General features: G+C 71.3%; 14 protein-coding genes and 1 pseudogene. 7 read left to right on the top strand and 8 right to left on the bottom strand.

The genetic code is table 11. The features are described 5' to 3' along the window. Positions 1-175: 175 nt before the first annotated feature. A complete protein-coding gene (locus tag ACWDAG_RS45600) occupies positions 176-1,198 on the top strand; it encodes a phosphatase PAP2 family protein (protein WP_450701486.1) in 1,023 nt (340 codons plus the stop codon). A gap of 91 nt (positions 1,199-1,289) precedes the next feature. Here ACWDAG_RS45600 and ACWDAG_RS45605 read toward each other — a convergent pair whose 3' ends face one another. Then, complete coding sequence (locus ACWDAG_RS45605) at positions 1,290-1,505, bottom strand: I78 family peptidase inhibitor (RefSeq protein ID WP_450701487.1); 216 nt, start codon at positions 1,503-1,505, stop codon at positions 1,290-1,292. Positions 1,506-1,967: 462 nt separating this feature from the next. On the opposite strand from ACWDAG_RS45605, the pseudogene ctaD reads away from it, so the two are divergent. Next, positions 1,968-3,641: pseudogene (gene ctaD / locus ACWDAG_RS45610) on the top strand (aa3-type cytochrome oxidase subunit I); the annotation flags it as partial. Here the strand turns inward: ctaD and ACWDAG_RS45615 are convergent. The 4 genes from ACWDAG_RS45615 to ACWDAG_RS45630 form a co-directional block, all read right to left on the bottom strand. Next, positions 3,535-4,578, bottom strand: coding sequence for a helix-turn-helix transcriptional regulator (locus ACWDAG_RS45615; RefSeq protein WP_450701488.1), 1,044 nt, complete (start codon positions 4,576-4,578; stop codon positions 3,535-3,537). The pseudogene ctaD and the gene ACWDAG_RS45615 sit on opposite strands and share 107 nt — an antisense overlap. Before the next feature lie 38 nt (positions 4,579-4,616). Then, positions 4,617-5,426: a hypothetical protein gene (locus ACWDAG_RS45620; protein WP_450701489.1), complete on the bottom strand. Its 810-nt coding sequence runs from the start codon at positions 5,424-5,426 to the stop codon at positions 4,617-4,619. Between the two features lie 93 nt (positions 5,427-5,519). After that, a complete protein-coding gene (locus ACWDAG_RS45625) occupies positions 5,520-6,818 on the bottom strand; it encodes an ABC transporter substrate-binding protein (protein ID WP_450701490.1) in 1,299 nt (432 codons plus the stop codon). Beyond that, positions 6,787-7,362, bottom strand: a complete 576-nt coding sequence (locus ACWDAG_RS45630) for a hypothetical protein (protein ID WP_450701491.1) — start codon at positions 7,360-7,362, stop codon at positions 6,787-6,789. The genes ACWDAG_RS45625 and ACWDAG_RS45630 overlap by 32 nt, the downstream gene beginning before the upstream one ends. Positions 7,363-7,497: 135 nt before the next feature. Here ACWDAG_RS45630 and ACWDAG_RS45635 point away from each other — a divergent pair, with 135 nt between their 5' ends. The 3 genes from ACWDAG_RS45635 to ACWDAG_RS45645 are packed head-to-tail and all read left to right on the top strand — an operon-like array spanning position 7,498 to position 11,441. Further along, a complete protein-coding gene (locus ACWDAG_RS45635) occupies positions 7,498-7,974 on the top strand; it encodes a hypothetical protein (protein ID WP_450701492.1) in 477 nt (158 codons plus the stop codon). 9 nt (positions 7,975-7,983) lie between these two features. Continuing rightward, on the top strand, positions 7,984-10,728 hold the full coding sequence (locus ACWDAG_RS45640) for an ABC transporter permease subunit (protein WP_450701493.1): 2,745 nt from the start codon (positions 7,984-7,986) through the stop codon (positions 10,726-10,728). Then, positions 10,725-11,441 (top strand): ATP-binding cassette domain-containing protein, encoded by a 717-nt coding sequence (locus ACWDAG_RS45645; RefSeq protein ID WP_450701494.1) that lies wholly within the window; start codon positions 10,725-10,727, stop codon positions 11,439-11,441. The genes ACWDAG_RS45640 and ACWDAG_RS45645 overlap by 4 nt, the downstream gene beginning before the upstream one ends. Here ACWDAG_RS45645 and ACWDAG_RS45650 read toward each other — a convergent pair. From ACWDAG_RS45650 to ACWDAG_RS45660, 3 genes are all read right to left on the bottom strand, one after another. Further along, positions 11,335-11,979, bottom strand: a complete 645-nt coding sequence (locus ACWDAG_RS45650; RefSeq protein WP_450701495.1) for a transglycosylase family protein — start codon at positions 11,977-11,979, stop codon at positions 11,335-11,337. The genes ACWDAG_RS45645 and ACWDAG_RS45650 overlap by 107 nt on opposite strands. A gap of 111 nt (positions 11,980-12,090) precedes the next feature. Next, complete coding sequence (locus ACWDAG_RS45655) at positions 12,091-12,747, bottom strand: transglycosylase family protein (RefSeq protein WP_450701496.1); 657 nt, start codon at positions 12,745-12,747, stop codon at positions 12,091-12,093. 46 nt (positions 12,748-12,793) lie between these two features. Beyond that, positions 12,794-13,072, bottom strand: coding sequence for a hypothetical protein (locus tag ACWDAG_RS45660; RefSeq protein ID WP_450701497.1), 279 nt, complete (start codon positions 13,070-13,072; stop codon positions 12,794-12,796). 186 nt (positions 13,073-13,258) lie between these two features. Here ACWDAG_RS45660 and ACWDAG_RS45665 point away from each other — a divergent pair, with 186 nt between their 5' ends. Together ACWDAG_RS45665 and ACWDAG_RS45670 are read left to right on the top strand one after the other, a co-directional pair. Next, positions 13,259-14,041, top strand: a complete 783-nt coding sequence (locus ACWDAG_RS45665) for a hypothetical protein (RefSeq protein ID WP_450701498.1) — start codon at positions 13,259-13,261, stop codon at positions 14,039-14,041. 61 nt (positions 14,042-14,102) lie between these two features. Next, complete coding sequence (locus tag ACWDAG_RS45670; RefSeq protein ID WP_450701499.1) at positions 14,103-14,453, top strand: hypothetical protein; 351 nt, start codon at positions 14,103-14,105, stop codon at positions 14,451-14,453. Positions 14,454-14,552: the final 99 nt, after the last annotated feature.

Raw genomic sequence — 14,552 nt, forward strand, 5'->3', positions numbered from 1 at the left:
TAAGTCCCATAAAACTGAATCGCAGAATGATCAAAGGAAATGAAGGGAGCGGGCGCCGGACATTGCGGATTCCTTGGAAATAAACCCGCCCCTGAGAGGAATCCCACATCACATCGTCATCACAAAGCAGCTGAAGAGACGGAGAACTTACCTCACTCGCTGTAACGTCGATTGGGTGCGTACCGAACGAAACCTCACCCGTCTGGACCGGGTGTTCGCCAGACTGGACAGGGAGCCGGAACGACCGGCCCACATCGATGTGCCGAGGATGAGCCGGCACCGGGTCGCGTTGCTGACCGGGACCCTGGCCTTCTACCTGGCGATCGTGTATCTCGTGGTGACCACGTCGTGGCTGGTCCGCTTCGACTGGCAGGTCATGTTCTTCCGGCCATACCAGCAGTGGCACAACATCCACTGGTTCGTCGACTACTACGTCGTGCTCGGCCAGCGCGGCCCGACCGCGGTGATGGTCGCGGCCTGGCTGGGCTGGCGCTCCTGGCGCCAGCACACCCTGCGCCCGCTGCTGACGCTGGGCGCCTCACTGCTGCTGCTGAACATCACCGTGGGCGCCGCCAAGCTCGGCATGGGCCGCCTCGGACCGCACTACGCGACCACGATCGGCTCGAACGAGATGGGCCTGGGCGGCGATATATTCCCCAGCGGCCACACCGCCAACGCCGTGGTGACCTGGGGAATCCTGGCCTACCTCGCCTCCACCCCGAGAGCCCGCCGCTGGCTGTCCGCCCTCTCCGCACTGACCGCCCTGGGCGTGGGCCTGGCCACCGTCTACCTCGGTACGCACTGGCTGAGCGACGTGCTCCTCGGCTGGGCCGCCGGCCTGCTGATCCTGCTGGCCCTGCCCTGGTGCGAGCCCGGGATCGCCAAGGCCGAGGTCGCCCTCTTCGACCTGCGCGACCGCTGGCGCGCCCGCAAGGGTGCCACGGCACCGGCCGCTCCCGTGGGCGCCCCCGGGCTGCTCACACGGCGTACGGTCGCGCAGGACGAGGCCGCCGCCCGCGAGACGGTCAGCTCCGGTGCCCGCCCGACCCGGGCGCCCGCCTACCTGGCGCCGGGCCCGCACACGACCCGCTCGGAGCGTACGCCGGTGACTCCCGTCGGCAGCCGTCGCCCGCCGCACTCGGACCGCATCCCACGCGGCGCGACGGCCTCCACGGCCCGCCCGCTGACGGGCGGCTGACGCCACACAGGCAGCGGGGTCGGTACGCACAACCACTCCCGCACAGCGAAGGCCCGGTTCCCGTTTCGGGAGCCGGGCCTTCGTGCAGATGTCAGCCCTTCCAGGCCCGCACCACCCGGCCGTTCTCCACCTCGAAGTTCATCCGGCCCGTGCGGTACTCCATCGTGATGATCGACCCCGGCGGCAGCGAGCGCACCGTGGACCAGCCGCGCTCCCGCGCGCGCCGCTCGGCGCCGGTCGCATCGAGGCCGACATACGCGTCCGGACTGTCCTGGGGCTCCGCCTGCGGAGTGGGAATCGGTGCCATACCGTCACGCTAGGCCCTGTCCCGCGGCCGGGGAAGGCGGGGCGGTCCCACAGGTCCCGTATCCCCCTCCGGTCACACTTCTGTCACAGGATCACGACACGTGTTTCGGCTCACGTGACATCAACTTCTCTGCAGCGGGCGTCACACGTACGGGCGGTTCCGTACCAGTTCCGTAGGCCTTCCGCAGGTAATCGAACGTAATTCCCGCGTGTCGCGGCCGCTGTGCGAATAGGGCCGTCGGAAAGTGCCGTGAGAACTGATCCCGGACTTCTTTCCGGTCCGATTCCGGGCGGGTTCGTGAGAGCTGACACCACGTAGGAAATGCACGGTTCCAGCACAGAACCCCCGCACGCCCCCTGTCGGAGCGCGCGACGGCGCGCGCATCATGACGTGAGCTCGCGGGCGGGGGTGGCGCGGGCATCAGCGGACCCGGGGCGCGACGAGCGAAGGGGCGAGCGAGCGATGGGGACCCAGACCGTGCAGGCGGCGACGCGACCCGTGCGGACCAGTCAGGGCCGGGTGATCGTCGACTGGCTGACGACCACCGACCACAAGAAGATCGGGCATCTCTACCTGATCACCTCGTTCCTGTTCTTCCTCACCGGCGGGGTGATGGCGCTGCTGATGCGCGCCGAACTCGCCCGGCCGGGGCTGCAGATCATGGACAACAACCAGTTCAACCAGTTGTTCACCATGCACGGCACGATCATGCTGCTGCTCTTCGCGACGCCGATGTTCGCGGGCTTCGCCAACGAGCTGATGCCGCTGCAGATCGGCTCCCCCGACGTCGCCTTCCCGCGGCTGAACATGCTGTCGTACTGGTTCTTCCTGTTCGGCGGCCTGATCGTGCTCGGCTCGCTGATCGTGCCCGGCGGTCCGGCCGCCTTCGGCTGGTTCGCCTATGCGCCGCTCAACAGCGCGGTGCGCTCGCCCGGTGTCGGACCCGACCTGTGGATCATGGGGCTCGCACTGGCGGGCTTCGGCACGATCCTCGGCGCGGTCAACTTCATCACCACCATCATCGGGATGCGCTGCCCGGGCATGACGATGTTCCGGATGCCGATCTTCACCTGGAACACCCTCTTCACGTCGATCCTGATCCTGATGGCGTTCCCGGTGCTGGCGGCCGCACTGCTGTGTCTGGAGGCGGACCGGCGGTTCGGCGCCCAGGTCTTCGACGCGGCCAACGGCGGGGCGCTGCTGTGGCAGCACCTGTTCTGGTTCTTCGGCCATCCCGAGGTGTACATCATCGCGCTGCCGTTCTTCGGCATCGTCACGGAGATCCTCCCGGTCTTCAGCCGCAAGCCGCTCTTCGGCTATCTCACGCTGATCGGGGCGACGATGGCGATCACCGGGCTGTCGGTGGTGGTGTGGGCGCACCACATGTTCGTCACCGGCGCGGTGCTGCTGCCGTTCTTCTCCTTCATGACGTTCCTGATCGCCGTGCCCACCGGCGTGAAGTTCTTCAACTGGATCGGCACGATGATCAAGGGCTCGCTGTCCTTCGAGACACCGATGCTGTGGGCGTGCGGCTTCCTGGTGACCTTCCTGTTCGGCGGCCTCACCGGAGTGATCCTGGCGTCGCCGCCGATGGACTTCCACGTCTCGGACACCTACTTCGTGGTGGCGCACTTCCACTACGTCGTGTTCGGCACGGTCGTCTTCGCGATCTTCGGCGGGTTCTACTTCTGGTGGCCCAAGTTCACCGGCAAGATGCTCGACGAGCGGCTGGGCAAGATCCAGTTCTGGACGCTCTTCGTCGGCTTCCACACCACTTTCCTGGTGCAGCACTGGCTGGGCGCGGAGGGCATGCCACGGCGGTACGCCGACTATCTCGCGGCGGACGGCTTCACGGCCCTCAACACCGTCTCGACGATCGGCGCGTTCCTGCTCGGCATGTCGACGCTGCCGTTCCTCTACAACGTCTGGAAGACCGCCAAGTACGGCGAGAGGGTCGAGACCGACGACCCCTGGGGCTACGGCCGCTCACTGGAGTGGGCGACCTCGTGCCCGCCGCCGCGGCACAACTTCACGGTCCTGCCGAAGATCCGCTCCGAGTCCCCGGCGTTCGACCTGCACCATCCCGAGTTCGCGGCGACGCCCGAGGAGCCTGAGGGAGAAGAGCGCGAGACAGGCGGTCCCGGGCGGTCCTGATCGCCTCGGTGAGCTCGGCGGGCTCCAGGACCTCGAAGTCGAAGCCCGTCATCATCACGTGAATCACCATGACGTCGAGGCTTGCGGCCCCGGTGCGCAGGATGCAGCGGTCCGGGCCGTCCGCCTCCAGCTGCCCCGCCGAGGGCGAGATGCGCTCGGCGGCCTCCGCCAGGGGCGCGAGCAGCCGGACGACCGCATGTGTGGCGTACGCGCGCGTGGAGACACCCTTCGAGACATACGCGGCGAGGTCCTCGGCGGGCGGGGTGCGCGGGGCGAAGCGCGGGCCGTGCGGCGGCTTCGGCGTGATGCGGTCGACGCGGAACGTACGCCAGTCCGCGCGGTCGAGGTCCCAGGCGACCAGGTACCAGCGGCGCTCGGAGCACACCAGACGGTGGGGTTCGACGGTACGGCGGCTGGAAGCACCCGCGTGGTCGCTGTACTCGAAGCGCAGGCGTTCGGAGTCCCGGCAGAGGTTGGCCAGTTCGGTCAGGACGGCCGGGTCGACGGCGGAGGGCTGCGGGCCGCGCAGCATCGGCACGGTGAAGGCGTTCAGGGCGCCCACGCGGCGGCGCAGCCGGCCCGGCAGCACCTGCTCCAGCTTGGCGAGGGCCCGTACGGAGGTCTCGCCGATGCCCTCGATGCCCTGCCCGGCGGCCGTGCGCAGCCCGACGGCGACGGCGACCGCCTCGTCGTCGTCCAGGAGCAGCGGCGGCAGCTCGGCGCCCGCGCCCAGCTGGTAGCCGCCGCCGGTGCCGGGACTGGCGTTGACGGGATAGCCCAGCTCGCGCAGCCGGTCCACGTCCCGGCGCACGGTGCGCGGCGTGACACCGAGGCGGTCCGCGAGGTCGGCGCCGGACCACTCGCGGTGGGCCTGGAGGAGCGAGAGCAGACGCAGCAGTCGTGCCGAGGTCTCCAACATGGGTCCGAGTCTGCCAGCCGTTGCGGACCGCTGCTGTCCTAAAGAGCAGCGGTCACCGCGGTGACGGACACGGACAGGTCGTTGTCCCGCGTGTAGTACGGCCCGGCCTCCACGGGGCCGTACGGCGCGTCCACGCGCACGCGTGGATAGGCGAACACGGCTTTCTTGTCGGCCACGTCGTCGAGCAGCCGCGCGACCCGCACCGCCGGTCCCGCCTCCCCTGCGGGCCGCAGCCACAGGTCCCACAGGCCCGGCTCCAGGGCGCCGTAGACCACCTTGAAGCGGAACTCGGTGCGGTCGGCGAGGACTTCGGTCCGGCGCACCGGGACGGGCGCGTGCCGGCCGCGGAGCTCGGCATGGGCGTCCGGTCCGAGCCCGATGCCGTACATCCGTCCCGGCACCGTCAGCACGCCCTGCTTGACCCGCAGTTCTCCCGCCTCGGCGTGCGGGGCGCGCAGCCAGCTGCGGACGGTGAGGTTGCCCTGCCGGGTCGCGTACGGGATGCGGACGGCGACGTGGCCGCCGGAGCCGCTCGGGGTCCGGGCGGCGAGCGAGCGCAGATCCGTGACGCCGGGCGCCAGACGGCGCGGCTCGCCGGCGTCCACGCGCGCGTAGGCGTCCCAGCGGCCCTCGGGGAGGGCGACGATGCTGGGCAGCGCGGCGCGCAGCCGGCCGTCCGCGGCGGGGGTGAGCGGCAGGTACACCTCGTCGTGGCTGTCGCGGCGGCGCAGCACGAGCAGGGCCGTGGCCGTGTCCCCGACCGCGCGGACGTCGAAGGTCAGGCCGCCCGCGGAGTCGGCGATGCAGTCGGCGCGCAGCGGTGTGGACTGCGGAGCCACCGTCGTCATGCGGTACGGATCCCTTCTCGGCCTGTGCTTCTTGGTCAGACCGGCGAACAGGCACTTTGGTTGCCCTTTACCCGGACCACGGCCGATACCGGACTACGGCTGGTAGGAGAGCTGCGGCACGTCGAAGCAGTTGCTGTTCATGTCGCCCTGGGACACCCAGCCCCGGCCGTCCTGCCAGCGGGCCACCGACAGACAGGTCCGGCGGTCCTTCGGCGGCTCGGCCAGCCGCTCGAAGACGACGGGAACCAGCAGGCCGCCCGCGGTGTAGTTCTCACTGCGGTTCATGAAGGCGTCGACGCACGCGCGCGTGATGCCCGTTTGTGCGCAGGACTTCGCCGCGTCCGTGAACCACATGGCGGCCGCCCAGCCCTCCAACTGCCACTGGGAGTGCGTCTTCAGGCCCTTGGTGGCGTCCCGGAACTCGCGTACGGCCGCGTTGGCCGTGTCCTCGTAGTTGCGGCTGGAGCCGGTCGCCCAGAGGGCGTTGCGGCAGCGCGGGGAGTCCTTGTAGTCGTCGGGGACGGTGGACGTCCAGTTCTGCACGTTGGTGACCTTGGCGGTGACCTCGGCGCCGACCTCGTCCATCGCCTTGCACAGCTGGGCGTTGCCGTGGGTGTCGATCGCGTCGAAGACCAGGTCGGCGCCCTGCTCCTTCAAGTCGGCCGCGGCGGCACGGAAGTTGGGCAGGGCGAAGTCGACCTGCTCGGTGACCACCTTGTAGCCCTCGGCCTTCAGGCCCTGCTCGACGAGACGGGCGTAGGCGGCCGACGCGGCCTGGTTGTAGGAGACGACGGCGGCCGTGCGGGCGCCCTTCTCGCGCTTGAAGTAGCGGTAGACCTCCGTGCCGCCGTAGAGCTCCCCGTCCCAGCCGGGGGTGCCGTTCCTCGGGGCGAGGCTGCCGTAGATGCCGTAGAGGTGCGGCCAGGTGTCGTAGGCGGCGCCGATGGGCTGGCCGCCGATGTCGGGCACGCGCGCGTGGGAGACGCGGGAGGCGCCCGCGTAGTCCAGGGCGGTGGTGGCGACCAGGGCGACGACCTGGTCCTCGTCGATCAGCCGGTGCACGCAGGTGTTGTTGCCGACGCCGCTGCCGCCGTCGTCGCACTCCCGCACCTCGACGGGGCGCCCGTCGATGCCCCCGCGCGCATTGAGGCGGTCGAAGTAGGCCTTGGCGCCGTCGCGCGGGCCGGTGAACGTGTTGCCGCCTACGGGGCTGGTGGCGCTGGTGATGATGCCGACGCGGACGGGCGTGCCGCCGCTGGGCGCGGGCGCGTTCGTCCGGCCGCCGTGCTCGAAGTCGCTCTCCGGCAGGCGGCTGCCGCAGGCCGTGCCCAGCAGGAGCAGCAGCGCCGCGGCAGCGCACTCAGCAGCCGGGGAGAGCCGACGCCGAGGCATTGCCGCTCATGCCGACCAGTGCACAGAGGGTGTTCACGGAGACCTTCCAGGTGCCGTTCTGCTCGACGGCCGTCCCGGAGGCGTTCGGCAGGGCGGTGGCGCCCTTGAGGGTCAGGTTGTACGTCACGGTCGCCTTGGTGGGCGAGGTGAAGTCGACCTTCGTCACCTGGGCCTGCACCTGCCCGCCGCGCTGGTCACCGCCGAAGGCCTTCAGGACCAGTGCCATCCTGTCGCCGTTCTCCAGGACGGCCAGCTTGTCCTTGACGGGCGTCTTCGGGTCGAAGAACTTCGCCCAGTTCTGCTTGATCTCCTTCGTGGCGGCGGCCGGATCCGCGGGCGCGGTGGCCGGTGCGCTCGTCGTCTTCTCCACGGACGGCGTGGGGGGTGTGCTCTCGCTCCCGCCGCCGCTGTTGTCGCTGCAGGCCGCGAGCACCGGGGCGAAGATGAGAACAAGGGCGGCCGCGAACGCCGTGCCCCGTCCCGCCGCCCTTGGGCCGCGCCCCCTTCGTACCTTCCCCCGCCTGAGGTCGCTCCCGAGAACCATCTGGCTCACCACCGGGTGTCGGTCCGGGCAAGGTGCGCCCGGTGCTTTCAGGGTCAGCTTCCAGGAGGCATAGTGCAAGCCATTGGCTGACATGGACAGGCACATGCACAGAAACGCGACGTGTGGGAGCCAGTTATGCGGACAGCCCGACTGCGAACCGTGCACCCCGTCCTGTGGGCCGGCTGGGCCGCGCTCGCCGCGGGTGCGGTGTTGTGCGTCATCGGCTGGTACGGCATCTCCGGTGAGCGTTACGCCGAGCGTCAGCTGCCCTATCTCGCCTCCTGCACGGTCCCCGGCGCCGCGCTGATCATCGCCGGATCCGTGCTGCTCACCCACGGGCGCGGCGCGCTCGCCGCCGCCCGCGTCGAGGAGCTGTACGGCCTCCTGGTCGCCGCCGAGTCCGCCGACGCCGACGAGTCCCGGCAGGCGGCCGCCCTACCCCTCGCGGTCAGCGGTGACCTGCTGATGGTGCCGGGCGGCACACTGTGGCATCGCGCGGACTGCCCGCTGGTCGCCGGGAAGGCGGAGGCCGTACCGGTCGACGCGAAACTGCTGCAGAGCGGCGAGCTCGGCCCGTGCCCGATCTGCGAACCCGCCGACGAGACCGACTGAAGCCTCCCGATGTCCTCCCTCACATACGACCTCACGCTCGCCGGACTCTCCGTCGGCAGCGCGGCCGCGCTCACCGGGATCGGCCTGATCGTGACGTACCGCGCGACCGGCGTGCTCAACTTCGCGCACGGCGCGATCGCGATGGTGTGCGCGTATGTGCTGCGGCAGTGTGTGGTCGCGTGGGGCTGGCCGCTGTGGCTGGGGGCGACGGTGACGCTCGTCGTCCTGGCCCCGGCGATCGGTGTGGCCCTGGAACGGTTCGTCTTCCGGCCGCTCGCCGTCCTGGGCGGCGACCCGGCGCAGACGCTCGTCGCGTCCATCGGGGTGTTCGTGCTGCTGGTGGGCGGGGCGGCGCTGGTGTGGGGGCAGGGGGCACGGGACGACGCTCCGGAACTGGTGTCGGAGGACCCCTGGGGCCAGCTGGCCGTGGTGCTCGTGCTGGCCGTGGGCGTCGGCGCGGTGATCCGGGGGACGCGGTTCGGGCGGGAGCTGCGGGCCGTGGTCGACGACCGGCAGCTGGCGGTGCTCGGCGGGATCGACGCGGACCGGGTGGCGGCGGCGGGCTGGGCGTTCGGCTCGTTCACGGCGGGCCTGACGGGCGTGCTGCTGGCGCCGTACGTGCGCCTGGACCCGTACGGTCTGCCGCTGCTCGTCATGGAGGTGGTGGCGGTCGCGGTGGCGGCGCGGATGCGGAACCTGCCGGTGGCCGTCGTCGTGGCGCTGGGCATCGGGATCGCGCAGAGCCAGCTGACGCGGCTGCATCCCTCCGGCTGGGGCGAGCCTCTGCTGCAGGCGGTGGGCGCGAACCTGTTCGTGGTGGCCCTGCTGGTCGCAGCCCTGGTGCTGCCGCGGATCGGCACCCGCGACGCGCTCCCCCGCACGGCCACCGCACGCGTGCCGACACCGCCGGGCGCATGGATAGTGGCCGTCGTCCTGTTCCTGCTCCCCCTGGGCTTCGCGGGCTCCGACCTGCACACCTCGGTCCAGGTGCCGGCGCTGGGAGTGGTCCTGCTGTCCCTGGTGGTGGTCACCGGCCGGGGCGGCCAGATCTCCCTCGGACAGGCCGCGTACGCGGGCCTGGGCACCCTGTTCACGGCCCTCCTGGCGGCGGGCCGTTTTCCCGGGCTGCCGCGCCTGCCCGAACTGGCCGCTTTGGCGGCGGCGGTCGTGCTGGTAGCTCCCCTGGGCCTCTTGACGGGCTGGCCGGCGATCGGCCGCCAGGGCCTCGCCCTCGCGCTCGCCACGTTCGCGGTGGGGGTCGGCGTGAGCCGCTTCGTCTTCGCGCAGCCGTACGCCACGTCCGGCCTCTCCCTGGACCGCCCGGCGGGCTTCGACGGCGACCGTGCCTACTACGTCCTCGAACTGGCCCTGTTGGCCGCCGCGTTGCTGGCCACGCGGGCGCTGCGCCGAGGCCGCACGGGCCGGGCCCTGGCCGCCATGCGCGACCACGAGTCGGGCGCCTCGGCAGCCGGAGTCCGGGTCCCCTCGCTCAAGCTCCTGGCCTTCGTCTCGGGCGCCGCCCTGGCCGCGCTCGGCGGCGGCATGCTCGGCATGGGCCTGCGGGCCTTCGACCCGGGCGCCTACGACCCGGTGCGCAGCCTGCTGTGGTTCGCCGCCGTCGTGGTCCTGGGCGCCGACAGCACCCTGGGCGCCCTGGCGGCGGCCGCCCTCCTGGTGGGCCTCGACGCGGGCGCGCGGGGCGGCGTGGCGGCGGCCCTGATCGGCGTGCTGGCGGTGCTGGTCGGCCGCTTCCCCGGCGGCCCGTACGAGGCCCTGCGGGCAGCGGCGGCGGGCCTGCGGCTGCGACGGCGGGCACGGCTGACGCCATTGGGGATGCGCGTACGGGCACGGCTGCGCCCCACGGAACGACGACCTGCCCGGCAGCCTGCGCCGGCAGGCGCTGGTCCCCCACGAAAACACCCGGCAGCCGCCGACGGCGCCCAGCCCCCACAGGGGCCACCCGCACCCGACAACGAAAGCCGCACGGATGGTGCGGGTGGGAACCCAAACCCGGCCGAAGGCCGGGTGCACCCCCACGCACCCGCGCACGCGCACGCACCGACCCTCCGAGCCCACGAACTCCACGCCCGCTACGACGGCTTCCAGGCCCTCGACGGAGTCGACCTCACCGTCCCCCCGGGACAGATCACCACAATCGTCGGCCCCAACGGGGCCGGAAAGAGCACCCTGTTCCACTGCCTGGCGGGCACCCTGCGCCCCACCCAAGGCCAAGTCCGCCTGGGCACAAGGAACATCACACGGCTCGCCGCCCACACCCGAACCCACCTGGGAATCGCCCGCACCTTCCAACAACTCGCCGTCTTCCCGTCCTTGACGGTGGCCGAGAACGTCCGCGTGGGCGCCGAACAGGGCCGGCTGCACGATCCGGCCGCCGTCGACCGGGCGTTGCGGCTGCTCGGCCTCGACGGCCCCGTACGAACCCGGCCCGCCGCAGACCTCCCCACCGGCACGCTGCGCCGCGTAGAACTGGCCAGAGCCCTCGCGGGCAGCCCCCGCGTACTGCTGCTCGACGAGCCGGCCGCCGGCCTGGACAGCACCGAAGTAGCCGCTCTGGCACGGGTACTGAAGGCCCTGGCGGCCGACGGCACCGCTCTCCTCGTGGTCGAGCACGACCTCGACCTGGTCGCCGACCTCGCGGACGTCGTGCACGTCATGACCGCGGGCCGCATCGTCGCCTCCGGCCCGCCCGGACACGTACTCGACGCCCTGGGTACCGGGGAGGTGGGCACATGACCATCTCCCTGCGGCACGCGCGCGTGCGTTACGGCCCCCTGGAGGCCCTGCACGGCATCACCCTCGCCGCCCCCGGCCCCGGTCTCACCGTCCTGCTCGGCCGCAACGGATCCGGCCGTACGACCGCCCTGCGCGCGCTGGCGGGCGTCGTACCGCTGTCCGCCGGCGCGGTGGTGTGGGACGGCGTCGACGTGAGCCGGACACCGGCGTACGAACGGGCCCGGCGGGGGCTGTGCCTGGTTCCCGAGCGGCAGGCCGTGTTCGGCTCCCTCACCGTGCACGAGAACCTCGAACTGGCGGCCACGGACCACGGCTTCGCCCTGGAGGCCTACCCGCAGCTGGAGCCCCTGCTCACGCGCCGCGCCGGCACCCTCTCCGGCGGCGAGCAGCGCATGCTCGCCCTCTCCCGCGCCCTGCTGGCACGCGCGCGCGTGGTGCTCGTCGACGAGCCCGCGCAGGGCATGTCTCCCGCGGTCGCGGCCCGCACCTACGACCTGCTGGGCGCCGTCGACGCGTGCGTCGTCATCGCCGAGCAGCGGCTGCCGCCCGCACTCCAGGACCGGAGAGGAGTGATCGTGTACGAACTGCGCCGCGGCACCGTCGTGTTCAGCGGAGAGGCGGGCGAACGGGAGCGTCGTCGTCGGTCAGGGGCGGGCCGGCCTCCTCGAAGTCCTGGTACCGCTCCTGGGCGCGGGCCGAACCCCGCGGGATGAGCAGCTGCGTACCGACGTTCAGCCGGGTCGGATGCTCACCGACCATGTCCCTGTTGGCCCGGTACAGCGACAGCCAGCCGCCGTCGACGCCGTACCTGTCCGCGATCGACACCAGCGTCTCGCCGGCGTGCACGGCGTGCACGCGCCCCTGGAGCCGGTAGCGCTGGGAGCAGGCAGGCCAGGTCTCCCATCCCTGGGCGGCCAGCACCTTCTCGGCGACGGCGATCTGCTCCTCACGGGTGGCGAGATCCGCACGGCGGGCGTACTTCAGCCCGCCGAAGTACTTCCAGGTGGACTGCCGGAACTGCAGCCCGCCGTAGAAGCCGTTCCCGGTGTTGATGTCCCACCGCCCGCCGCTCTCGCAGTCCGCGATGCAGCCCCAGGGCCAGTGGTCCTTGGCGCAGGCGTAGGAGAGGCGCAGCGGTAGCGTTCCCGGCAGCGGGGGCGGTGGTGCCGCCTGCGCCGTGACCGGGACGAGGGCACTGAACAGGGCGGCGGCCAGCGCGAGTGCGAGCTGCGTACGGTGCATGCGGAACATCGGGCCACGGTAAGCAGTGAGCGGCCTGCGACCGCTCCGGCGCGTCCGATGGGCCGAAGGCCCCACCCGGTCGGACGACCGGACGGGGCCCACCCGGTGCGGGGGCGCGGCTCAGAGGTCGAGCTGCTGCCCGGGCACGATCAGGTTGGGGTCACCGCCGATGACGGCCTTGTTGGCGGCGTACAGCCGCTGCCAGGTGGTCCCGTGCCGGGCGGCGATCTTGCTCAGGGTGTCGCCCTCGCGGACGGTGTAGTCGCCGCGGGAGGCACTGCGCGCCGTGTGGCCCGTCGAACGTACCGGCGTCTTCGACGGCTTCGACTTGGTGACCGATTTCGGCTTGGCGACCGTCGAGGACTTGGTGGCCCGGGAGCCGGAGGAGGCCGCGGGTGCGCTGCCGTACGCTCCGGCCCGTGCCGAACAGACCGGCCAGGCACCCCAACCCTGGGCGTGCTGGACCTTGGTGGCCACCGCGATCTGCTGTTCCCTGGACGCCCCGGCGGCCGTCGACGCGTAGGCCGTGCCGCCGTACGCGCGCCAGGTGCCGGCGGAGAACTGCAGCCCGCCGTAGTAGCCGTTGCCGGTGTTGATGTGCCAGTTGCCGCCGCTCTCGCACTGGGCGATGCGGTCCCACACCCCGCCGTCCGCCGCCGCGGCGTTGCCGGTCGCGGCCAGCAGCCCGAGCGGGGCGAGCAGTGCCGCCCCGGCGAGGAGCGCCGTCGTACGGTTCCTGCGGACGTTGTCGCGGGTGGTATCGGCACACTCGGACATGAATTTCCCTCTCGAAACACCCGGGCTCCCCCAAGGCGGGGCGCGCTCACGGCACATGGGCCGGTCGCCGCGCTCCGCCCCGTCCGCCGGTGATCGCGTTCTGCTGGTGGTGCTGGCTGGTGCGGTCGGCGGACGTTCCCGAGCGGTGCTCGTTGCACACGGCGGAGGAATCTAAGGAGCCTGTCGAGGCGTCAGCAACCAACTGCTTGTCATTCCAGGCCAGTTCGCCGTTACCGCGGGTATCGTCACTTTCCGGCCACCCACTTAATTCGCTGATTTCCTGATTTGTCGACCACGGGTCGTGACGATCTGTGACCCACTTCACGCAACCAACTTCCTTTGATTTCCAAGGAATTGACGGTGAGTGCCCGATTCCGCACCTGCGGTGACCCTGCGCGGTGGATGGTTCGATTCCGTTCGCCCTGGAGCGTGACTCCCGCCACAGATCACCCGTTGTCTTCTTCATGAGCCCGGGACCCGCCCGGTTCACACTTCCCGAGGGGAGCCACCCGTGCCGCGCATGCTCGACGTCAGCGACGAGGTACGCGCCGAGATCGGCGACGAAGAAGCCGACCGGCTGCTCGCCGGAGAGAACGCCCCCGGCAGTTACGACTGCACCTCCTGCCGCACCCCGGGCGACTCCGAACAGGAGCGCACCAGCACCGTCCTGTTCGTCGGCGAGGAGACCGCCGTCCTCGCCTTCGCCCACGCCACCTGCCTGCCCTCGCAGGTCGTCCAGGTCACCGAGGAGCAGCTCCAGGGGGCCGTGCGGTCCATCTCCGGGGACACCGTGGACCTGGACCCCGACCAGGTCGTCCCCGAGCAGGCCGTGCTCGGTGTGACCAGCGGCCTGGTCCTGATCGCCGGGGAGTTGCACCCTGCGCTGGTCGTCGAGCCGACCGGGCCCATCGTGCGGCCGGGCACGACCGGGCTCGGCGACGACTTCCTGCCGCTGCTGATCGAGCAGGGGTTCATGCCGCTCATGGAGCTGTCCGAGGTACCGCCCGTGCTGCACGGCTGGTCGGTGCTGGTGGCCATGGGCCAGCTGCACGCCGTACTGCAGCCCGGCACGAACGGCGGGCAGCCGGTGGCGTGGTGGCAGGCGCATCAGCCGCTGCAGGTGACCGACGGCTGGCGGGCCGCCGCCAACAAGCACCAGCAGGTGCTCATGTTCGCCGCGCCGGTGGGGTCCATCGGGCGTCAGCCCCGGGAGGACCTGCTGCGGGACGCGCTGGACAAGGCGGCGGCCAACGGGAAGCTGGTCGGCGTCGCCATGCCGCTCGCGGGCACATGAGATCACCCAAAGAGGCGGATATCAACCGCATCCCTTGAAGTTCGGGGTCGTTTGGACATACGTGCACGCATACGACATCCCCCGCCGCCAGTCCTTCCAGCCGATTCCCTCCGCCCGCTCGGCCCAGGACATTTCGGGCAGCCACTCGGCCACGCCCATCTACGACGCGCTCTGGTCCGAGTACGTCAAGTCCTTCCGCACGCTGCCCGGTGACCGCAGCGGCGAGGAGAACCTGGGGTTCGTCGCCTTCGGGAACATTCCGACCAGTTCGGAGCAGCACGGAGGTCATCGGCCGGGGTCGTTCAGCAGTTCGTACAGCGCCTACAGCGCCGGGGCCTACAGCGCCCGGCAGCAGACGCAGTGGCAGCGCGTACCGGCCGCACTGCCGCCCGGCCCGCGCGGCGTCCGCTGAGACGTTCGCCGGTACATGGGGGAGGGCGGTCCCGATCGGGACCGCGCCTACATATCCGCCTCCCCCTTCGTGATCCAGGAGATCTACGGCGCCTCCCCG

This window comes from Streptomyces sp. NPDC001157 (assembly GCF_053598255.1).